The organism is Pseudomonas sp. BIGb0278 (genome assembly GCF_024809895.1).
Classification (GTDB): Bacteria; Pseudomonadota; Gammaproteobacteria; order Pseudomonadales; family Pseudomonadaceae; genus Aquipseudomonas; species Aquipseudomonas shirazensis.
This window is the reverse complement of record NZ_JANUEL010000005.1, coordinates 83,461-104,655: the sequence shown is the minus strand read 5'-3', so window position 1 is coordinate 104,655 and position 21,195 is coordinate 83,461. Positions and strand designations below refer to the sequence as shown.

The window sequence follows — 21,195 nt, the reverse complement described above, 5'->3', positions numbered from 1 at the left end:
ATGAGCAGCGCCAGCGCCCTCAGGGTGCCCACTGCCCCAGCCGTCCCGGCGCCCACCCGCGAGCAGGCGTTGCGGCCCGAGGTCAATCAGGCCCATGTGCGCTTCATCGGCCTGGGCAAGACCTACCCCGGCCAGGCCCAGCCTGCTCTGCAAGGTATCGACCTGAACATCCGCCGGGGCGAGATCTTCGGCATCATTGGCCGCAGCGGCGCCGGCAAGTCGTCGCTGCTGCGTACCATCAACCGCCTGGAACAGCCGAGCCAGGGCCGGGTGCTGATCGATCAGGTCGACATCGCCCCGTTCGACGAAGACCGCTTGGTGGCCCTGCGTCGGCGCATCGGCATGATCTTTCAGCACTTCAACCTGATGTCGGCGAAAACCGTGTGGGACAACGTCGAGCTGCCGCTCAGGGTTGCCGGCGTAGCCAAGGCCGAGCGCCAGCAAAAGGTTCGCGCACTGCTTGATCTGGTCGGCCTGGCCGACAAGCATCAGGTGTACCCGGCGCAACTCTCCGGCGGGCAGAAGCAGCGCGTCGGCATCGCCCGGGCGCTGGTGCATGACCCGGAAATTCTACTGTGTGATGAAGCCACCTCAGCCCTCGACCCGGAAACCACCGCGTCGATCCTCGAACTGCTGCGCGACATCAACCAGCGTCTCGGCCTGACCGTGGTGCTGATCACCCATGAAATGGCGGTGATCCGCGATATCTGCCAGCGCGTGGTGGTGCTGGAGCGCGGTCAGGTAGTCGAGCAAGGCGAGGTCTGGCAGGTGTTCGGCAGCCCGCAGCATGCAGTGACCCGCACCTTGCTCGCGCCGTTGCAGGGCAAGTTGCCGGCAGCATTGCAGAGCAGTTTGCTGCCGACTGCAAGCAACCGCGATGCGGCCCTGGTGCTCAAATTGGTGGTGTTTGGCGAGCCACAGTTATCCGGCTTGTTTGACGACCTTGGCGGTCAGGTCAGCCTGCTCCAGGGCGGCGTCGAAACCATCGGTGAACATGCGCTGGGGCGGTTGATCGTGTCAGTGCGGGGTTCAGCGCATGACACCCATGGCGTGCTCGAGCGCGCACGGCGTTGGGCAGATGATGTGGAGGTGTTGGGCTATGTGGACTGAGCGATTGCTGCAAGGCTTGTGGGACACCTTGCTGATGGTCGGCGTATCGTCGCTGGTGGCGTTGCTGCTGGGCATTCCGATGGCGGTGCTGCTGGTCACCAGCGACAAGGGCGGGATTTACCAGGCGCCGTTGCTCAACCGGGTGGTGGGCGCTTTCGTTAACCTGTTTCGCTCGATCCCGTTTCTGATTCTGATGGTGGCGCTGATCCCCTTCACCCGGCTGGTGGTCGGCACCACCTATGGCGTGTGGGCTGCCGTGGTGCCGCTGACCATCGCCGCCACGCCGTTCTTTGCGCGGATTGCCGAGGTCAGTTTGCGCGAGGTTGACCATGGCTTGATCGAAGCGGCGCAGGCGATGGGGTGCCGGCGTTGGCATATCGTTTGGCATGTGTTGCTGCCCGAAGCGCTGCCGGGGATTGTTGGCGGGTTCACCATTACCGTGGTGGCGTTGATCAACTCATCGGCCATGGCAGGCGCGATTGGTGCTGGCGGCTTGGGCGATATTGCCTATCGCTATGGCTATCAGCGGTTTGACAGCCAGGTGATGTTGACTGTGATTGCCATGCTGGTGGTGTTGGTGGCGGTGATTCAGTTGGGCGGGGATCGGTTGGCGCGGGGGTTGAATAAGCGGTGACCTCTGGGCCCGCTTTGCGGGCCTTTCGCGACGCAAGGCCGCTCCTACAGGTGACTGCGTCCGGCCAGGCTACGCGGTCCCTGTAAGAGCGGCCTTGTGTCGCGATAGGGCTGCAAAGCAGCCCCCAAAAATCTCACCCCCACCCCAGATCCGCAGCGGGCACCGGCCGCCCAAACCAGTAGCCCTGCCCTAACTGACACTCCTGCGCCAACAAGAACAGCGCCTGCTCCGCCTGTTCGACACCTTCGGCATGCACCTGCATGCCCATGCTCCGAGCCAGGGCAATGATCACCCGTACAATCGCCACATCATCCTCATCCTGCGGCAACCCCGAAACGAACCCCTTGTCGATCTTCAGCTTCTGCACCGGCAAGCGCTTGAGCCGCAGCAGCGACGAATAGCCCGTACCGAAATCATCGATGGCCAGGCGCAAGCCCAGCTCGCGCAAGCGATGCAGCTGCTCCAGCGCCACCTCGGGGTCTTCCATCACCGCGCTTTCGGTCACTTCCAACTCCAGCAGCGCCGGGTTCAGGCCGGTGTCGTGCAGCACCTTGGCCACCTGCAGATACAAATCCCGCTGAGCAAACAGCCGGCTGGAGATATTCACCGCAATGAAGTCCAGCAACTGCCCCGCGGCCTGCCATTCGACCATCTGCCGACACGCCTGGCGCAGCACCCAGCCATCGATCTCGGCAATCAGCCCGCTGGCCTCGGCAATCGGGATGAACTCACCCGGCGGCACCAGCCCGCGCTCGGGGTGCTGCCAGCGCACCAGCGCTTCAACCCCAACCATGTTGCCGCTGGCCAGGTCATGCACCGGCTGGAAGAACAGCCGCAGTTCCTCCTGCTCCAGTGCCCGGCGCAGCTCTGTGGCAATTTCCACCCGCTGCTGGGCATGCGCAGTCAGCTCTTCGGTGTACAACGCATAACCACCGCGACCGTTGCTCTTGGCCTTGAACAGCGCGGCATCGGCATTGCGCAGCAGCTGCGCGGCGCTGAGGGCATCGCTGGGGAACAGGCTGATGCCGACGCTGACCCCGATGAACAGGCTGTGCCCCTCGCAACTGAACGGCTCGCGCATCTGCTCGATCAACGTCTGCGCCAGGGTTGCCGCCTGGCCGACCTGCTGGCAGTTCTCCAGCAGCACGGCGAATTCGTCGCCGCCGAGCCGGGCCAAGGTCAAGCCCTTGTCCAAGGCCGCACGCAGGCGTTCGCCAACCAATTTGAGCAATTGGTCGCCAACCGGGTGGCCAAGGCCATCGTTGATGCTTTGAAAATGATCCAGGTCGAGCAGCAACAGCGCACAGCCGCGCTTGTGGCTCTGCGCCGCGGCCAGGGCCTGCTCGGCGCGATCATTGAACAGCAGCCGGTTGGGCAAGCCGGTCAGCGGGTCGTGGTGGGCGAGGTAAGCCAGCTCCTGCTCGGAATGCTTGATCGCACTGATGTCGCTGAATACCGCAACGTAATGGCTGAGCTCGCCGCTGTCGTCGCGTACGGCGCAAATCGTCTGCCATTGCGGGTAGATTTCGCCGCTTTTGCGCCGGTTCCAGATCTCGCCGCTCCACTGCCCCTGCTCGCGCAAGGTGGCGTAGATCTGCTGATAGAAGTCCGCCCCATGACGCCCCGACTTGAACTTGCTCGGGCGCTGGCCGAGCACTTCGTCCTGCTGATAGCCGGTAATACGCATGAACGCGCGGTTAACGTGCACGATCAGGCCCTGCCGGTCCGTCACCAGCACGCCCTCCAGGGTGCTGTCGAACACCGCCGCCGCCATGCGCAGCCGCTCGCGGTCCTCACTGCGCAGGCGCGCGCCGATACCGATGAAGTTGAGCAGGCGCGCCCGTGAGATAAAGATCACCAGCGCACTGAGCAACACCCATACCAGCACATTGATGCAGCGCCCCAGGTACAACGCCAGCGGATCATCGGACAACTGTTGCAACAGCTGCTCACTGAGCACCAGCCACAGGATCGATAACACCACATACAGCGCGGCCATGCGCAAGGCGTCGCGAACAGAACCAGTCATGTCGGGTACTAATGCCCTTAAAAAAAATTGGGGCATTATAGGGCCCGAAACATGTCTTGATGCATTCCCGCTCTGGTTTTATTTCCCGGTCAATGGATAATGCAAAGCGCAGTTCCCCCCCGCGTTTCCGAGGGCTTTTACATTTATGTGGTACTACGGCTTACTCGACCTGTCGGCCTGGCAACTGGTCGCGGTCACCCTGCTGATGACCCACGTGACCATCATCAGCGTCACGATCTACCTGCATCGCTATTCGGCGCACCGCTCGCTTGAGCTGAACGCCGGCCTCAAACACTTCTTCCGCTTCTGGCTGTGGTTGACCACGGCGCAGAACACCCGCGAGTGGACCGCCATCCACCGCAAACACCACGCCAAGTGCGAAACCGTCGATGACCCGCACAGCCCGGTCATCAAAGGCCTGAGCACCGTGCTGCGCAAAGGCGCCGAGCTTTACCGCGAAGAGGCGCAAAACCCCGAAACCCTGCGCATCTACGGCAAGAACTGCCCGGATGACTGGATCGAGCGCAACCTCTACTCGCGCTACAAGCTGGGCGGCATTGCCTTGATGGCAGTGCTCGACCTGCTGCTGTTCGGCACCATCGGCATCACCATCTGGGCGATCCAGATGATGTGGATCCCGTTCTGGGCCGCAGGCGTGGTCAACGGCCTTGGCCATGCCGTCGGCTACCGCAACTTCGAGTGCCGCGACGCCGCCACCAACCTGGTGCCGTGGGGCATCATCATTGGCGGCGAAGAGCTGCACAACAATCACCACACCTACCCCAACTCGGCCAAGCTGTCGGTCAAGCGCTGGGAGTTCGATATGGGCTGGGCGTGGATACGGGTGCTGAGCCTGCTGCGTCTGGCCAAGGTGCAGCGGGTCGCGCCAATCGCCCACCGCGTCGAGGGCAAGGCCAGCCTGGACATGGACACGGCCATGGCGATCCTCAACAACCGCTTCCAGATCATGGCCCAGTACCGCAAGCTGGTCATCGCCCCGCTGGTCAAGCAGGAGCTGGATGTGGTCGACGCCTCGCTGCGCCACCGCTTCCGCCGCGCCAAGCGCCTGCTCTCGCGGGAAACCAGCCTGCTGCAGGACCGCCACCACGTGCGGATCGAGTCGATGCTTGCCCACAGCCAGGCGCTCAAGACCATCTACGAGAAGCGCCTGGCGCTGCAGCAGATCTGGGCGCGAACCAGCGCCAATGGCCACGACATGCTCGCCGCCATGAAAGACTGGGTCCACGAAGCCGAGGCCAGCGGCATCCAATCGCTGCGCGATTTCGCCAGCCAGCTGAAAACCTACTCGCTGCGCCCAACCGCCTGATCCCCGTTGATCGGCATGCCCTGTTCTGGGGCGTGCCGAGCGGAACTTCACCCCACCTCCTTACTCAAATCCGGCACATCGCCCGCGTGGCGGGCCGGATCGTGGCCGCACGCCCTCAGCCGAGAATCGCTCCGTGCACATGGCCAAACACATACAGCCCCGCGACCCGCCACCTGCCGCTGCGCAAACCTTGCTCGCGCTGTTTCATGCGCAAGGTGAAGTGGCGCGCCTGAGCGAGCGCGAGCAGCTGTTCAGTTCCCTGCTCGAAACCGTCAACGCAGTGCTCTGGGCGTTCGACTGGAAAACCCGCCAGGTGCTCTATGTCAGCCCCGCCTTCGAGCGCATCTTCGGCCGCCAGGTCAGCCGGGTGCTGGCTGACTTCAACGAATGGCGCGACAGCATCTACCCCGACGACCTCGAGTACGCCGAGCGCAGCCTGGCCCAGGTGCTGCTGCAGGGCGCTGTGGAAGACCGCGAGTACCGCATCATCAACGCCGCCGGCGAAATCCGCTGGTTGAGCGACAAGTGCTATATCAACCAGCAGCAGAACGGCGACCGCGTGATCGTGGTCGGCATCGCCGAAGACATCACCGAAAAGAAGCAGCTCGAAGGCGAACTGCAGCGTCTGGCCACCACCGACGTGCTGACCCAAAGCAGCAACCGCCGGCACTTCTTCGAGTGCGCCAACCAAGCCTTTACCGCCGCCCGCGAAGACGGCACGCCGTTGTCGTTTCTGCTGCTCGACATCGATGACTTCAAGCTGATCAATGACACCTACGGCCACCAGCAAGGTGACGAGGTGCTGCAGCACATCGCCGACAGCGGCAAGGCCGTACTGCGCCGCGGCGATGTGTTCGGGCGGATTGGTGGTGAAGAGTTTGCTGCGGTGTTCCCCGGCTGCGAGGCCGAGGTCGCCGAGCAGATCGCCGAACGCTTGCAGCGCGAGATCCAGCGCCTGAGCTTCAGCCATGGTCAGGAACGTTTCGGCGTGACCATCAGCCAGGGCCTGACCAGCCTGCACGACGACGACCTCAGCCTGGACAGCCTGTTCGCCCGCGCGGACGCGGCGATGTATCAGGCCAAGCGTCTGGGCAAGAATCAGATTATTTGCGGCTGACCAGAGCCTTGCGCAGTCCCAACTCCATGTCGTCGATCAGTGCTTTGGCCAAACCGCTGAGAATGCGCGCCGCACTCCCCGCCTGCCGGTCATTTTCCATCTCTGCCTCGGTGGTCAGATGGCGGATGCAGCCGAGCATGACCGACAACTCCGAGAACGCCTGCTCGAACGGCACATCGCCCTGCACGGCAAACAACGCCAGACATTGATCTTGCGCGCCCTCCTGTAGGAGCGGCCTTGCGTCGCGAAAGGCCCGCGAAGCGGGCCCGGCGATATCAGCGGCGGAGCTGAAATCTGGGGCCGCTACGCGACCCTTTCGCGACGCAAGGCCGCTCCTACACAGACCGCAGCACCCGCTACCAGCGTTGGTGGATTGAGTGGCTTCGTCCGTCATGACGTTGCCTCCCCGGCCACGGCGTGGGCGATCAAGGCGCGCATCAGCTGGTTCAGGATATTGACGTTTTCCAGCAGGTAACTGTCAACGCCGATGGGCTCGGTGCCGAGGTAAGCTTCGAGGGTGCGGTTCATGCAGTCCATCAACTTGGAAACCTGGGTGAGAGCCTCTTCGCGGCTCAGGTCGCTGATGACTGAGAAGTAGGAAATTGGGGGGTCGGGGACGATCTTTTTCATAGTCGATTTCCAGTACGTAAACGGAAGCGACCACTCGAACCTTTCTCACGGATTTGGGTGGCAGCCGTACACGGGGTGAGAAAACCGAGGTACTGGAAACCCGGCCAGACCGAAGTCTGCCCGCGCACGGCTGCCGTGAAGCATTGCCTAACAGTACTGGTCGGGTTTCTCACACCCGGTCACCAAACCTGGCGACCCCGTGACGTTATCCCTGAGGCATTTCCCCGACAACAGAGCTGCTTCCGCAAGTCGCGTAGGATAATTCCCAAGCTACCCCGATTAGAAGCATTTGGTTTCAAGTTCGGAAACGTCTTACGCAAACACCCGCAAATCTATCGTGTAGGAGCGGCCTTGTGTCGCGAAAGGGGTGCGCAGCGCCCCCAAAAATTCCAGCTCCGCCGCTGCCATCGCCGGGCCAGCTACGCTGGCCTTTCGCGACACAAGGCCGCTCCTACAAAGGCCTTGCCGCCACTGATATCCGCACCCGACATCACAACGCTCGCAGCCATCACCTCACCGACGCAACTGATCCAGAATCTTCAGCTGCTCAACCATCTTCACCTTCACCATATGCTCAAGGTCAGCCTTGCCGCCGATGCACAGCGCCGGTTCGAAAGCATACATCTCGTCCTCGGCAACCGGCCCCAGCTTGGCGAGTGCACGCTGGAACAGCGGCTTGCCCTGAATGTCTTCAAAGTCCAGGCTGTCACGGCTGGTAGAACCAAGAAAGATACCGAGGCTGCGGTCTGGTTGTGGGTTGGGTTTTTGCAGCTGGTTTTTCAGCGCGACAATGCCGCCAGCCAAACTCGATACAGTGATCTTGCGCTGATAACGCTCGCCCCAGGCATACAGCGAACCGAACGCATCCCTGGCAATCACGTGGTAATTGTCGATCTCAGCCAGGCCGCTGCCTTGCAGCCACATATCCAGCGTGGCCTTGTATGCATCTGGGTCCACGATCCAGAACAAGCCATCAGCGAAAGAACACCAGCCTTCTTCGCGCCAGTAGCCCAGCAATGCAGGCGGCAGTTTTGACTGGTATTTGTCGATGCTCGCTGCAGGCACCTCACGACGTGAAGTGGCTTCACCAAGGTTGTCGATCATTGACTGGAAAAATTCATCCCGCACCGATTAAGCCCCTTGATCCGTTTGCAGATGACGTACCGGCCGCCACCCGTCATTCGTATTTGAAGTCTGCCGCAAACTTGCCGGTCTGCAGATCCAGCTTGATCATGCAGCGTACCCACGGTTTGCCTTGCTCGAACAAATTGTTACCCGCGAAATACTCGCGCAGCTGTATCAACAGGAGCCGGATGTCATGATCCACACGAGCAACTTCAGGCACGAACCACTGCGGCTCACTCCCCTCGGCCTGATAGTCATAAAACAGCTTGGCGTTGTCGCCGGTCGGCGACAGCTCTACCTCAACAGAAACCCACTGTGCCTGCTGGGGCGCGATCGCCGAGAGTATTTCACCCAAGCCCTGGTAAATTCCCTGATCTGTACTCATAAGCCCCCAGAGTGTTCGCTACGTTTCGACCCACTGCCTGCTGGCAAAGTCCGGATGACTCTTCTCCCTAGTCACCAATTCGACTCTGACAAAGACGGCACCTCACCGTAGTCCGGTCTTCCCTTGCGCGTTTGAGCGCACCTTGCAACCAGGCGTGGACCGGTCCTTACCTATCCTCAGCGCCGAAAAACCTGGTCCAAAGGCCGCGCTTTTGGCTGCTATCCTTGGCCACCACCATCACCTCTGCAGCGGGCTCCAGCAGGTCGCGCGGGTAATGCTCGTGGCCACGGCACAGCGAATCGTCCAGACCGAACGCCTTGACGGCAGCAGCCGCCTCAATACACCAGCGGCCAAAGTAAGCACCACCTGCGAAATTCTCGTCGCCATAACGGTACCAGTAAGGATGCTTGAAGGGCGCTGCTTGCTTCTTAGTCCCCGAACGAGCAGCGCTGCCAACTTCGGCATACCAATGCGCGACAAATCCCTGAAGGAGCGCGCCTTGCTGGCCAGGAGGCGCATCGACAGCTGCAAGCAACCGAGCATACGGTTTGGGGTAAAGCAGCACAGTACCGATCCGACGTTGCGGGGACCGGGTAGCGATAACGCGGTCGAGCAAAATGTCCTCGCCCTCATTGTCGATCAGCGCCAACAGACGCAGCCACTGCTCGTCGGGGATATCGAGCGTCAACGCCAAGCCGACGAGCCAGAAACACACAATGTAATGATCGTAGTTGACCGCCCACAGGGTGCGGCTTGTCACCTGCTGCGCAGTCCACTGCTCCGCGCCCAAGTGCTGTGATCGCTCCCAGGCGTCAAGCAAACCCGGAAAGTACCCTGCCAGCTCTGCCACCGGCAGGCCCGCAGAATAGCGACGCAGCATCTGATGCCAATGATCCTGGGCCAACTCGAACAGATACTGGGGCGCATAACTCGGGTCGCCGAATGGACGACTTGCAGTGTCCCAGCCGAGGGTGATGGATTCGTCACCAAAAGCGACCCATTCTGACCAATAGGCCGGATCACCCAACGGCGCGCGCTTGCTCATCATTTGCTCCCTAATAATCTGGAAGTGGCCGTCGGGTCCTTTCGCTCCCAGCCATCACCTCACCGACGCAACTGCTCCAGAATCATCAGGTGCGCATCCATGTTCTACTTAAATCGCCTAGAGCTTGTTTCGACCCAGCTTAAAATTTGATAAAGGTAAAGACCTCTCTGAATAAATTTTCAATGCGCGGAGAAGCGCCGAGGTGGGTAAGCGCTTCGCGGGTGGTAATAGGCATGTCATAAGGTTTGAAACCTCGACGAACAGCGATACCGTATAGAGCGTATTCGTCGCTATCTGAATGTTCCCAATGAGGCACGTAGCCAATCACCTTATAGACCTTAAAAATCTCATCTTGAAAACCCATCAGATCATAAAGGCAACTTGGCGCATTATTTAGCGACAATGCTTGAGCGCACCATATGTTGAGCTCATCTTTGCTGATAGCAGTGCAGAACAAACATGCAATAACAAAAGCCAGCAGAACATCATTGAAACCATCAACTTTAATAGCATTCACACCCCACCCCATGGCCTTTAGCCGAAGAAATTTCTGTAGGCCGCCTCAACCTTTACAGAGACTTCATCAGGCTTGAAAGTAAGATTCTCCAATGCAGCCACATCAACAGATAACAAGGGATGAGCAACTGCAGGCGACTTCAACCCGCACTGTTGGCGAACCTTAAAAATTGCAAAAACCTCCAAAGGCAGCAAATCAAATGGTGGGCAGGCGTATGAGCTAGGACCATAGCTTTTTAAGCTCTTTAACGTGCTTACAAGCTGTGCCTGATCAACGCCAATGATTACGTGACCATTTTCGGCTTCGAGCTTCATATACCTCACCTTCATCGCACGTAAAATGTTGTAGCGCTTTGGAGGATCCCCTCTTAGCCGTCCTTAGCTGACCATTGATGATCGCAACGAGGTGGCGGTCGCAACCATCCACACCTGCTTTGTTGACGGAGTCGACAATAACTTCTTCCCCGATTCAACGTCGCAACTCTGGCAAAGACAGCACCTCATCGTACTGTGGCCAATCTTCTCTTGCGCGGTTGAGCACACCTTGCATCAACTCGTCAAATTCAGGCACTGGCTGCTCGGGCGGCAGCTGGTCAAAGGGCGCAGCCATCAGTGGATGATCAATCTGCTGGGGATTGGCCAAGCCTTCCCATTGGCGTAGACGCAGTAAGTAGAGGATTTCTACCGGAACGCGCTCCATGTGCCAATCCTGATTGAAATCGTAGGAGTTCTTCTGGCTGTCTCTGCCGGTCTGCCAGGTGTGGCGGTCACAAGCAGCGAGCAGGCCGGGCAACAAATCCTCGGGGTTGGGAGTGCGCCAGTTGGCCAGAAGAGCTTCGTAAATGGGTTCGTCATACGCATAGGCCGGCCACTGGTGTGAAACATCGCCTGCCCAATCGGCAAACACACGCAGCATGAAGGGTTGAGCGCGGCGGTGCTGCTCTTCGTACTCGATAACCAACTGATGTCCGCGATTAAGCGCCGCGTGCGTTAGATAGCCCTGATAAATGACGGCATCCTTCCAGCCCAAAATAGCCATCGCTCCCATCATGTTGGCAGCGGTTTGGATGCTGTAGTTTTGTTGGCGGATATGGTTGCCGGGGTGTTGATCGTACTCGTGCGCCCAAAAATACAATTGCCAAATACCTACTTGGTAGTAGCGTATCCAGCGAGCCAATTCTTGCAGCCACTGCGGGTTGCTTGGAGCAGTTGCAAGTACTGTATGAAGACTACCCCGCGCCATTCTTTCCGGGGTAGTAGTTGTCGCATTACTTTTATTCGGAACCATCCTTGAGCCACTAGGCCTTGCATCCTCGCGGGTGACGTATTCACGTATCGCGTTGACATAAAACGTGTCATCCGCATGTGGCCCTCTAGTGACGCGGGCACATACGCTCTTGTAAGAAGGCCATTTTGGATTCACACCCATGCGTTCAATTGCATTCATACTCCCCCCGTGGCCGCGCCAAGCTCAGCGCGCTGCCCCAGCAACTCAGCCGTGGCTGAACTGATGCAAGATCATCAAGTGAACGTTCATGTCCAATTTCTGAAGGTTCTCGATCCGCGCCTGCCCCCCCGCGATCAGCACTGGCACGAATCCGTACATTTCGGATTCACTGAGCGGCCCCAGCGTTTGCACTGCACGCTCGAAAAGATAGTTTTCTTCAATATCTTCGAAATCAAAATCATCAGGCTCGGCCATGGCAAAGAAAACACCTAAACTTCGGTCGGGGTCAGGATTCGGCGTCTGAGCCTCATCCTTCATTGCCAGTACCCAATTATCCACGCAAGAGATGGTGACCTTCCGGTTGTAGCGCTGGCCCCACAGATAGAATGTGCCGAAACCCGTGCGGCCGATCACATGATAATCGTCGATATCTGCCAGCTCGCTTCGCTTGATCCACTCGCGCAACATCGGCGTGTATTCATCCGGATCAACCGTCCAGAAGCGACCGCCGGCATATCCGGCCCAACCTTCTTGCTGCCAGTAGGTCAGCAAACGATCAGGCAGAACTCCGCGATACTTGTCGATGCTCGAGGGCGGCACCTCACGCCGCGAGGTGGCCTCGCCCATGTTTTCGATGAACAGCTCAAAGTACTCGTCTTTCATGGCGTTGGTCCCCTTAGCATTTCCAGCCGGACGTTCATTCTAGCGTCCCCGGCGCCCTTGGCTAAAGCATCGCTGACAGCGCGGTCGAGTGCGTCGACTCGACTCGGCCAGTTACCGCCAATGGTCGAGTTGACCAGGCCGTTACCCATGTTCGTAGGAATGGGTTGGTGATAACCGCCCACAACCATGTCCGGTTCATGCAATGCCGACATAGTAGAGCGGATCTCTTTGGCCTGCGCTTTGGCAAGCGTCGTCGCCTCTTTGACGCTCATGTTTTTGTTCTTGGCAAGCAGACTTTCGGTAATCTTCGCCGCTATATCTTTCTCGAACGCAGTAGCGACACGTCGTTGAGCATCCTTGGCAACTGGGTTGCGGCTATTTTCCTTGTACGCATCGCGAGCCAGCTTGAATTGGTCCACCGTCATGTTGTTGATCGCTTCCTGCTGAGCCTGAAGCTGCTTGTAGTACTCCTTGAGGAACGACTGCTGCTGAGTAGGCGACATGGCTTTGAAACTATCGCTGGTGAATGGGTTGAACGGCGCTACATCGACAACATCAATCCTGGCCGCTGCCTTGCCCGCGTCTTTGCCGAGCTGCCCGGCATAATCGTTTACGTTTTCCACCGGCTTGCCATTGAAGGAGGTTCCTCCATCGGCGTAGTTCTGATTACCTGCTGGCGTTGATGGTTTGCTGGTCCACTCAGGCACGGCTTTGCCTGCCGCAGCCCCTTCGGTCTTGGCCAACTTGGCAGTGTCGACGGCCATTTTCTCCAGGCTGTCGCGGCCCAGCTTGATGCCCACACTGGCCAGTTTGACGCCGCCTTTGGCAACCCCGCCTACTCCGGTGAGAAGCCCACCAACATCCCACACCAGTTCGCCCATGTCGCGGCCCAACTGTTCGGCGTGCTCATCACCACCGACTGTTAGCGCTTCTTCGATGCGAGCGACCTTGGCCTTGAGGTTTTGTTTGACCTCTTCCGGGTAGCCGGCCAAGGCGCTCGGGTCGTCGATCAGGCCGCCGATGGCCTTCACCGTCTCGATCGGGTGCAGAAGCATCTGCGCCAGCCCCGAGATATCGTCAAATCCGGCCTTGATCAAGCCTTGGCCAACGCCACTCTGGGTCAGCAGGTCCTGCTTCTTGCTGATATAGGCCCACTTGGCCAGCACCTTGAGTTCATCAATGCGCCCTTCAGCTTCTTTGAGCTCTTTGCGTGCCTGCACGTACTGCTGGGTCGCCAGCCAGTTGTTATCCACAGCCCCCGAGGCCGCCGCGGTAGCGGTGGCGGCATCGAGGCTGGTGGTGGCGGCGATGCCGGTGACCAGGCTGACGATGAGGTTGCGCTTGGCTTCGCGCTGGCTTTCGGTTTCGGTCGGGCTGGCTTCGGAGAACAGCCCGGTGAGCAGGCTCGACGCCGCCGCGCCGGCCGCGCCACTGCCGCAGCTCTGGCTGCTGGCGGCCGCACCGGCGCAGGCGAGGATGCCGTGCAGGGCGGCGTGCATCGGCGTGCCTTCGACCAGGGTGCCGTCGGCGACCAGGTCACCGAGGTAACCGGCGCCTTGCTGCTGCACGTAGTTGACGACCATGCCTTGCATGAACGCGCCGTTGCCGGCACTGATGTTGCCGCTTGCTGCGGCAACCAGCGCGGTGGTGATCTGCCGGTAGGTGCCGCCGGCGCCCCAGTTGCCAGCCACGCCATCCGCTTCGTTGCGCAGCCTGATGGCCTGGTCGCGCAGGGCCTGGCTGAGCTCGGCGTCGCTGGTTTCGAGGGCCTTGGCGTCGGCTGCATCGGCCGCGTTGCGCTTGGCGTCGACTTCCTTGGCCTTGTTGGCAAGCAGGGTGCCGGCCTCGTTGGCAAAGGCGTTGACGATCTCGAAGCCGGCGCGGATCTGCTCTTCGTCGAAGATCGGCTTGAGCGCGTTGGTGTTGTCGCGGTCACTGGAGACATCGCGATTGAGCCCGGCGAGGGTCTCGTCGACGCTCTGGCCGGTGCGCTCGCGCTGGGCAGCGGCGTCGGTGATGAGGATGCTGCCGCCACTGATGCCGCTGCGGGTCACGCTGCTGGCGCTGTCGCTGGCACTGATGGCAATCGGCAGGCTGGCGCCGATCTGTTTGTCGTTGGTGGGGATCTCGGTGCCGGGGGTAATCGCGCCGCCGGTCTGCACCTTGCCGTCCTGGGACTTGCCGATCTCGCTGTAGCCGCCGCCGATGCTGAAGGTGCTGGCGTCGTACTCGGCTTTGTTGCGGATGTCGCTGGTGGTCAGGCTGGCGGTTTCGAGGCGGTTCTTGCCGTCGGCCACGGCCTTGTCGCTGCTGGCGATGACCGCGCCTTTGAGGTCGGTGTTGCCGCCGACGCGGATGTCGAAGCCGCCGTCGCCGGCCTTGATCCCGGACTGCTCGGTAACGCTGGCAAAGTCCGAGTCCATGTCGGTGCCGCCGAGGTTGGCACTGCCGCCGCTGACTGTGCTCATGCCGTAGCAGAACGGCGGGATGCACAGGCTGATGCCGACACCCATGCTCTTCTCGTCGACCTTGAAGGTGTCGGTGTCTTGCAGGCTCTCGATGTTGAGGTCGCCGCCAACGTCTGCCAGCACCTGACGGCCACTGACCACGGCGCCGCGCAGGTTGGTGTCACCGCCGGAGACCAGCGTGGTGGTGTTGCCTGCGGCGATCTGGGTGTTGGTGTGGGTCAGGGTGTCGCCATCGGCTTCGCCGCGGTTGCCGCTGACGCCCAGGTCGAGGGTGAAGCCGTTGCGCGAGCCGCCCAGCGACAGGCCGATGCCGACACTTGCGCTCATGCCTTTGCTGTCGCTGTCCTGCTTGCTGGTGTTCTGCGCGGCGAGCAGGTCGATGTTGCCGTCGGCGGCGAGGGTGGCGTTGTTGCCGGCGCGCACCTCGCTGCCCTGGACGAGAATGTTGCTGTCGCTGCCCGCGCCGGTGGCGCGCAGGCGCACGTCGTTGCCGGCAATGATGGTCGAGCCGGCAGCGGCGTCGCTTTGCTGCACGGTGGTGCTCTGTTGCTGCTTGGTGCCCAGCGACAGGCTGATGTTGATCCCGCCGGCAGCACCTGGGTCCTGGGCGACGGCGGTGGCGGCGTTGTTGACCGCCAGCGCGGTGGTGGCTGCGGCCAGCGCCTGCATGCGGCCGTCTTCGGTCTTGCTCGACGCCTGCTGCATCTGCTGGGTGGTCTGGATCGCGCTGATCACCGGGTTGGTGATGGTCACGGTGAAGCCGGTCTGTTTGAACAGCGTCTCGCGGGTGCGCTCGCTGGTCTCGCGGGCTTCGGTGATGGCGATCTGTTGAGCGAGGATGTCGACGTCGCCTTTCGGCGCGACCACATCACTGCCGACCTGGCGGTACTGGCGCCCGGCTTCGATCATGACATCGCCTTCGGTGCTGCCGATGGTGCTGGCGCGGGCGGTTTCACGGGTGGTGAGGTCTTTGACGCTCTGCTGCTGGGTACCCATGGTCAGGGCGATGCCGCCGCCGCTGAACAGGCCGCTCTTTTTCTCCGACTTGTCGTGGCGTTCGCTGCTGCTTTCAGTGGCCGCTTCGATGTTCACATCGCGCTCGGCGACCAGCACCGTTTGCTGGGTCGAGACCACGTCGCTGCCGCGCACGCTGATATCGCGGCCGGCCTGCAGGTAGGTCTGCTCGCCGCTCAAGGTGGTGCCGCTGGCCTGGGTCTGGCTGACGGTGTCGCGCAAGGTGGTGGTCTTGCTCGACAGCATGCCGTTGCTGCCCTTGAACTTGTGCGCTTCGTCGGCGAACTGGTACTGCTCGGCGGCCGTCAGGTTGATGTCGCGGCGCGCTTCGGCAAGGACCATGCCTTGGTCGCTGGTGACCGTGGCGCCGCGGGCGTTGAGGTCCTGGCCGGCGGTGATGCGCAGGTCCCCGTTGGTTTGCACGGTGCTGCCAACTTCGCCGCGGCTGGCTTCGTTGCGCCAGTTGCTGGCATCCCAGCGGATCGCCTGCTGCGAACTTTCGCTGACGGTGCCGAGGTTGACGTCGCGCCCGGCCTGCAACTGGGTAGCGCCGCCCTGGCCGGCGTTGACCACCTGGCTGCCTTGCAGGTTGAGGTCATTGCCGGCGGCGACTTTCATGCTGCCGCCATCACCGCTGACAAACAGCCCGGCGACCCGCGACAGGTTGCTGCGGGTGCCTTGGTCGCTGCTGCTGTCGCGGCTCAGCGAGCGGCTGTTGATGTCCTGCCCGGCGTCGATGGCGAGGCTGTCGGTGGCGCCGATCAGGCCGCCGAGGTTGTTCAGGTTGTCGCGGGTCTGCAGGGCGACGTTGTTGCCCTGGATGCGGCCACCGAGGTTGTCGATGTTCTGCGCGGTCAGCGCGACCACGCTGCGCCCGCCGAGGCTGCCGCTGTTGATCAGGTCGCCAGACAGGTCGAGCTTGAGCTGCTGGCCGGCGATCAGCGCGCCATTGCCGTTGATGTCGCCCTCTTGCACGCGCACGTAGACCTGCGGCACCAGTACCTTGCGCGATTCGCCGTTGGCCAGGGTGACGTTGCGCTCGACCAGCCAGACGATGTCGCTGGTCAGCTGGGCCATCTGCTCGGCGCTCAAAGCAACACCCGGCACCAGGTTCCAGTCGCTGGCCAGGGTCACGGCGTTGTCGATCAGGGCGCGGTACTGCGCTTCGTCGTTGGCGAAGCCGTCGAGGAAGCGCCGGCCGGTGAGCTGGGCGATCTGCTCGCGGATCAGCTTCTGCTCGTAGAAGCCGTCGCCAAGGCGCTGCTGCGTCTGCGCCGGGTCGAACTGCAGGCGCTCGAGCATGTAGTCCGACGACAGCCATTTGCGGTAGCTGGTAAAGCGCGCGTCGGTCTCGATCAGGTAGTTACTGGTGCCTGCGGGGTTGGTCTGGAACAGGCTGTTGTTGGGCAGCGCCAGGTTCAGGCCGCCGGTGCGCACCTGGTCGGCAATGCCCTGGCCGTCATTGAGCTTGACCTCGACTACGGCGCCGACTCGGTACTGCTCGCCGACCTCGGCGTTGACTGCACCCACCGTAGCCACCTGCTGGCCGACCTGGAGCAGCTCGCGACCGCTCAGCTGAGTGCCGCTGCCGTTGACCACGGCGTACTGGCCGTACTCGGTGGGGGTCAGGTCGATGTCCTGGATCAGCGGCGCCGGGCGGTAATCGGTGATTCTGCGGCCCTGGCTGTCACGGCCCTTGCGCTGGATGCGGTAGAAGTTGGTCGCGGTGCCGGCATCGGTGGTCACCCGCTGGCCGTCCACCTCGGTGTTGATCACTTGCGCGGCGCCGGCCTGGAGCAAGCCACCGGCCAGAATCCGGCTCTTGTCGTTGAGTACGCTGTCGCCGCTGAAGGTCAGGTTGCCGCCGGCCAGAATCTGCCCAGGCGCTGAGCTGGCGATACGGGTTTCGACCACGCTGCGGGTGTAGTCGTAGCGATTGAAGTTGTCGCGCACGCCATCCGGGGCGACCAGATGATCGACTTCGTCGCGGTAGACCGAGACCTGATCAGGGCGGTAGCGGTTGGGCGAGCCGGTGATCTGGAATTCCTGCAACTGCTCGCGGCTGACTTCTACGTCGACGGTGCTGAAGTGTTCGTTGGTGTTGCGCAGCTCGCGGATGTTCAGGCTCATGGCGCCCAGCGATTCGACCGTGGCGCTGGCGTTGGCCAGCAGGTCGGCGCGGCCGCTGGCCTGATCGTTGCCATCCAGCGTGCCGCCGATGGCGAGGTCGCCGGCACTGAAGATCAGCGCCTGCTCGCGGTTGTCGATACGCTGGCTGCCGATGTCCAGCCGCTCACGGGCGGCGATGACCGCCGCCGGGCCTGCTTCGTCGAGGTTGGCCAGGGTGCGGCTGGCGATGGCCAGACGGTCGCCGTAAATGCGCCCGGTGCCAAGGTTGAACAGCTCATCGGCTTGCAGGCGCACCTGCTGACCGTCGATCAGGCCGCGGTTGTGCAGTTGGCCGTTGACCCGCAGGTCGACCTGGGTGGCGGCCATTTCGCCGCTGGCGGCGTTGTCCAGCGCCTGGCCGCGCACGATCAGCGCTTGCCCGGCGAGCAGTTTGCCGCTGTTGTACAGGGCCCCGCCGATATCGATATCGACCTTGCCGTTGGCTTGCACCTGGCCGCCGAGGCTGAGGTTGCCCTGCTGGCGCAGGATCAGGTCACCGAGGCTGAGCAGGCGGCCACTGCCGCTGAAGTACGCCGCATTGAGCGACAGCAGGCTGCCGCCGAGCAAGGTGCCACTGCCGTTGTCGACGGCCAGGCGGTTCTGCGCCGGGTCGCGATCGGCCAGGCGCAATTCGCTGCCAGCCGAGATCAGGCCGGCGTCGTTGTACAGCGCCTGGGCCAGGCCGAGGTCGATGCCGGCGTCAGCGCGCAGGGCGCCTTGCTGGTTTTCCAGAGTGTCAGCGCGCAGCAACAGCGACTGGCCTTCGATGCCTTGCTCGTTGCCCTGGCTGGTGCGGTTGTCGAGCTGCGCGGTGGTCAGCCGGGTTTGCCCAGCGCTGCGCAGCAGGCCGCCGCGGTTGTCGATGCGCTCGTTCTGTTCAACGATCAACGCACCTTTGGCCTGCACCTTGCCGCCCTGGTTGTCGAGGCGGTTACCGAGCAACTGCACCTGGCTTTCGCCGGCGATCTGGCCCTGATTGTTGAGGGTGGTGGCTGCCAGCAGCAGGTTGCCCTTGGCGCCGATAAAGCCCTGCTGGTTATCCAGTTGCGCGCTGCGCAGCTCGACTTCGGCCTGGCCGACGATGCCTCTGTCAGCGCCTGAGGCGCTGTTGTGCAGGGCGGCGCTGCCGGTGTCGACGAACAGCCGGCCACCGGCCTGGATCAGCCCGCCGCTGTTGTGCAGCTCGCCGCTGCGCAGGTCGAGCCTGGCCTGTGCATCGAGGGTGCCGCCGTTGTTGTTGACGCTTTGCCCACGGCTGTCGAGCAGCAGCTCGCGGCCACTGATCACGCCCTGGCTGTTGTTCAGGCCAAGCGCGCCGAGTTGAATATCGCCAGCCGCTTCGAGGCGCCCGCCCTGGTTCTGCAGCTGACCGTTGCTGACTTCGACGAACAGCCCGGCCTCGACCGAGCCGAGGGTGCCGCCGCTGTTGTCGAGCTGGCCGGCAATCACTTGCATGGCCTGGGTCGCGGCGAGGGTGCCGGCGATGTTGCTGAGGCTGTCGGCGTTCAGGTTGAGGGTATTGCCGGCGCTGAGCGTGCCGCCGTCGTTGAGCACTTCGCCGGCAGTGACGGTCATGGCGCCGCCAGCAGCCAGGGTGCCGCCACGGTTGTCCAGGCGCTGCGCGTCGCGCACTTGCAAAGTGCCGCCGTGGGTGGCGAGCACGGTGCCGCCGCTGGTATCAAGGTCACGGCTGTCGAGCAACACTTGCCGGCCTTGGGTCTGGCCGTTGGCAAGCTGGGCCTTTTGCGCGCTGATCTGCAGGGCGCCATTACTGGCCAGGGTGCCGCCGTTACCGTCGATTTCGCTGGCGCGGACGTCGAGTTTGCCGCTACCAGCGTGCTCGACCTTGCCTTTGCGGTTGGCCAGGGTGCCTGCGTCGAGGCTGAGCTCGCGGGCGTTGCTGGCGATGCGGCCGTCGCTGTTGTCGAGCTGGCCGGCGACTTTGATGAGGCTTGCTGCGGTGCCGGTCTGGACCAGTTCGCCGCCGTTGTTCGAGAGCTTGTCGGCGTTGACCTGCAGGTTGCCGACATTGACCTTGGCGCTGTCGCTGCGCACGGTTGCGCTGGCTTTGGCGTCGAGGCGGCCAGCGCTGTCGATGGTGCTCGAGCTGAGGTCAAGGTCGCCGTTATTGGCGGTCAGGTTGAGGTTGCCGGCGTAGCTGCGGCTGTGGCTGAGGTCGACCGTGTCGCCTTGCAGATCAAGGGTGCCGCTGGCGTGGTTCTGGCCGTGGGCGGCAATCTGCTTAGCCTTGACCGTGAGCGTGGCGTTGCCGCTGGAAGTACCTTGGGCGTCAACGCCGGCTGCCAGCAGCGAGTCGCGGCTGCTGTCGAGTTTGGCCGCGTCGATGTTCAGATTGCCCTGAGCGGCCAGCTCGCCGGTGTTGGTGACAGTGCCCTGGCTGCTGGCGTGCAGGTCGCCTTTGGCGTACAGGCTGCCGCTGTTGTCCACTGCCGTGGCACTGGCCACGCGGGTCGCCCCAGCACTGCTGATGGCGCCCTGGTTGAGCAGCTTGCCGTCGGCGCTGATCACCACGTCACCGGCCATGGCGCCGATCTGCCCGGCGTTGCGTACGCCAACCCCGGCCTCGGTGCCGACCAGCTTGATCTTGCCGGCGTACATGCCGCCCAGCTCGGCGACGTCGATGGCCACCTCGGGCTGGGCGCTGTCGTCCTTGGCCAGGGCGGTGGCCTGGGTATTGTCGGCGTTGACCTGATTACGCCCGGTGGTGACCTTGAGGTCGTTGGCCCAGATCCCGGCGTTGACCTCGACGCTGCGCGCGATCAGGTCGGTGTAGTCGCTGTCGCGGGCATCCAGGCCCTTGCCGGTAATGCTCAGGGTGCCGCCTTCGACGCGGTAGCCGGTGATGCGCCCGTTCTCCATCTGCGCGCGGCCGGTGGTCAGGGTCGAGCGGTCGGCATTGATGAAGCCGCAGCCGTCACAGGTGATCCCGGCCGGGTTGGCGATGACCACTTCGGCGCGCTGGCCGGCGACTTCGACGTAGCCACGCAACTGGCTCGGGTTGCTCGAATTGACTTCGTTGAGGATGACCTTGGCACTGCCCCGGCCAAGGTACGGGTTGCCCTCGATCCAGCCGCCCAGCTGGGTTTTGCTGTTGCCGACCGCGTTGTTGAGGATCGCGCCACGGCCGTCGACGTCGAACTGGCTGTAGTTGTTGCGCGACACCCCGCCGGCGCTCGGCGCGCGGATGTTGACCTGCGGCGTGCCGTTGGCGCTGTTGATCACCATCGGCTGCTGCCCGCTGGGCGCGCCACGGTCGGCGACGATGCCAGCGGCCCAGGCCGGGGCCACGCTGAGGCTGATCAGCCCAAGCGCGCCCATCAGGGCGTAGCGCAGGCCGTTGAGGCTGGCGACGCAGGGCTTGGCCACCACGCCGCTGCCACTGCTGACGCCGGGCGCCTTGCCCGCGCTGCTGACGGTTTCGGCGACGACCATGAGCAGGCCGCGCGCCTTGTTGAAGATGATGCGATACAGATGCTTGTTCATTGCAAATCCCTT

The 21,195-nt window shown here is 62.4% G+C and carries 15 protein-coding genes; 4 read left to right on the top strand and 11 right to left on the bottom strand.

Going from position 1 to position 21,195, the window contains the following annotated elements; genetic code table 11:
- Together M2396_RS17580 and M2396_RS17575 are read left to right on the top strand one after the other, a co-directional pair.
- Positions 1–1,110 carry a methionine ABC transporter ATP-binding protein gene (locus tag M2396_RS17580; RefSeq protein WP_259076684.1) on the top strand — a complete coding sequence of 370 codons (1,110 nt, stop codon included), beginning with the start codon at positions 1–3 and terminating at the stop codon, positions 1,108–1,110.
- Positions 1,100–1,744: a methionine ABC transporter permease gene (locus M2396_RS17575; protein WP_101322578.1), complete on the top strand. Its 645-nt coding sequence runs from the start codon at positions 1,100–1,102 to the stop codon at positions 1,742–1,744. Before M2396_RS17580 ends, M2396_RS17575 begins: the two co-directional genes overlap by 11 nt.
- A 133-nt stretch (positions 1,745–1,877) precedes the next feature.
- Here M2396_RS17575 and dibA read toward each other — a convergent pair whose 3' ends face one another.
- Positions 1,878–3,773 carry a phosphodiesterase DibA gene (dibA, locus tag M2396_RS17570; protein ID WP_150570528.1) on the bottom strand — a complete coding sequence of 632 codons (1,896 nt, stop codon included), beginning with the start codon at positions 3,771–3,773 and terminating at the stop codon, positions 1,878–1,880.
- 145 nt (positions 3,774–3,918) lie between these two features.
- On the opposite strand from dibA, the gene desA reads away from it, so the two are divergent.
- Together desA and M2396_RS17560 are read left to right on the top strand one after the other, a co-directional pair.
- A complete protein-coding gene (gene desA, locus M2396_RS17565) occupies positions 3,919–5,100 on the top strand; it encodes a delta-9 fatty acid desaturase DesA (protein ID WP_101322580.1) in 1,182 nt (393 codons plus the stop codon).
- A gap of 139 nt (positions 5,101–5,239) precedes the next feature.
- Complete coding sequence (locus M2396_RS17560) at positions 5,240–6,217, top strand: sensor domain-containing diguanylate cyclase (RefSeq protein WP_101322581.1); 978 nt, start codon at positions 5,240–5,242, stop codon at positions 6,215–6,217.
- Here M2396_RS17560 and M2396_RS17555 read toward each other — a convergent pair.
- From M2396_RS17555 to M2396_RS17510, 10 genes are all read right to left on the bottom strand, one after another.
- Positions 6,204–6,419, bottom strand: a complete 216-nt coding sequence (locus M2396_RS17555; RefSeq protein ID WP_150570550.1) for a DUF3077 domain-containing protein — start codon at positions 6,417–6,419, stop codon at positions 6,204–6,206. The genes M2396_RS17560 and M2396_RS17555 overlap by 14 nt on opposite strands.
- Positions 6,420–6,607: 188 nt before the next feature.
- Positions 6,608–6,847 carry a hypothetical protein gene (locus tag M2396_RS17550; RefSeq protein ID WP_259076678.1) on the bottom strand — a complete coding sequence of 80 codons (240 nt, stop codon included), beginning with the start codon at positions 6,845–6,847 and terminating at the stop codon, positions 6,608–6,610.
- A 513-nt stretch (positions 6,848–7,360) separates the two neighbouring features.
- Positions 7,361–7,951: a GAD-like domain-containing protein gene (locus M2396_RS17545; RefSeq protein ID WP_259076675.1), complete on the bottom strand. Its 591-nt coding sequence runs from the start codon at positions 7,949–7,951 to the stop codon at positions 7,361–7,363.
- A 73-nt stretch (positions 7,952–8,024) separates the two neighbouring features.
- Complete coding sequence (locus M2396_RS17540) at positions 8,025–8,357, bottom strand: hypothetical protein (protein ID WP_259076672.1); 333 nt, start codon at positions 8,355–8,357, stop codon at positions 8,025–8,027.
- 166 nt (positions 8,358–8,523) lie between these two features.
- On the bottom strand, positions 8,524–9,402 hold the full coding sequence (locus M2396_RS17535) for a PoNi-like cognate immunity protein (protein WP_259076671.1): 879 nt from the start codon (positions 9,400–9,402) through the stop codon (positions 8,524–8,526).
- A gap of 139 nt (positions 9,403–9,541) precedes the next feature.
- Entirely contained in the window at positions 9,542–9,919 is a 378-nt protein-coding gene (locus M2396_RS17530; RefSeq protein WP_259076668.1) for a hypothetical protein, read from the bottom strand.
- A gap of 17 nt (positions 9,920–9,936) precedes the next feature.
- Positions 9,937–10,233: a hypothetical protein gene (locus M2396_RS17525; protein ID WP_259076665.1), complete on the bottom strand. Its 297-nt coding sequence runs from the start codon at positions 10,231–10,233 to the stop codon at positions 9,937–9,939.
- A gap of 154 nt (positions 10,234–10,387) precedes the next feature.
- Complete coding sequence (locus M2396_RS17520) at positions 10,388–11,053, bottom strand: hypothetical protein (RefSeq protein ID WP_310504239.1); 666 nt, start codon at positions 11,051–11,053, stop codon at positions 10,388–10,390.
- A 357-nt stretch (positions 11,054–11,410) separates the two neighbouring features.
- The gene (locus M2396_RS17515) at positions 11,411–12,028 is read right to left on the bottom strand and encodes a GAD-like domain-containing protein (protein ID WP_101322587.1); all 618 of its coding nucleotides are present in this window, start codon (positions 12,026–12,028) and stop codon (positions 11,411–11,413) included.
- Positions 12,025–21,183, bottom strand: coding sequence for a hemagglutinin repeat-containing protein (locus tag M2396_RS17510; RefSeq protein ID WP_259076656.1), 9,159 nt, complete (start codon positions 21,181–21,183; stop codon positions 12,025–12,027). The genes M2396_RS17515 and M2396_RS17510 overlap by 4 nt, the downstream gene beginning before the upstream one ends.
- Positions 21,184–21,195: the final 12 nt, after the last annotated feature.

Coding starts and splice junctions, on each gene's coding strand:
- M2396_RS17525 (WP_259076665.1), bottom strand. CDS start 10,233: ATGAAGCTCGAAGCCGAAAATGGTCACGTAATCATTGGCGTTGATCAG.
- dibA (WP_150570528.1), bottom strand. CDS start 3,773: ATGACTGGTTCTGTTCGCGACGCCTTGCGCATGGCCGCGCTGTATGTG.
- desA (WP_101322580.1), top strand. CDS start 3,919: ATGTGGTACTACGGCTTACTCGACCTGTCGGCCTGGCAACTGGTCGCG.
- M2396_RS17580 (WP_259076684.1), top strand. CDS start 1: ATGAGCAGCGCCAGCGCCCTCAGGGTGCCCACTGCCCCAGCCGTCCCG.
- M2396_RS17535 (WP_259076671.1), bottom strand. CDS start 9,402: ATGAGCAAGCGCGCGCCGTTGGGTGATCCGGCCTATTGGTCAGAATGG.
- M2396_RS17560 (WP_101322581.1), top strand. CDS start 5,240: ATGGCCAAACACATACAGCCCCGCGACCCGCCACCTGCCGCTGCGCAA.
- M2396_RS17545 (WP_259076675.1), bottom strand. CDS start 7,951: ATGATCGACAACCTTGGTGAAGCCACTTCACGTCGTGAGGTGCCTGCA.
- M2396_RS17540 (WP_259076672.1), bottom strand. CDS start 8,357: ATGAGTACAGATCAGGGAATTTACCAGGGCTTGGGTGAAATACTCTCG.
- M2396_RS17510 (WP_259076656.1), bottom strand. CDS start 21,183: ATGAACAAGCATCTGTATCGCATCATCTTCAACAAGGCGCGCGGCCTG.
- M2396_RS17550 (WP_259076678.1), bottom strand. CDS start 6,847: ATGAAAAAGATCGTCCCCGACCCCCCAATTTCCTACTTCTCAGTCATC.
- M2396_RS17575 (WP_101322578.1), top strand. CDS start 1,100: ATGTGGACTGAGCGATTGCTGCAAGGCTTGTGGGACACCTTGCTGATG.
- M2396_RS17515 (WP_101322587.1), bottom strand. CDS start 12,028: ATGAAAGACGAGTACTTTGAGCTGTTCATCGAAAACATGGGCGAGGCC.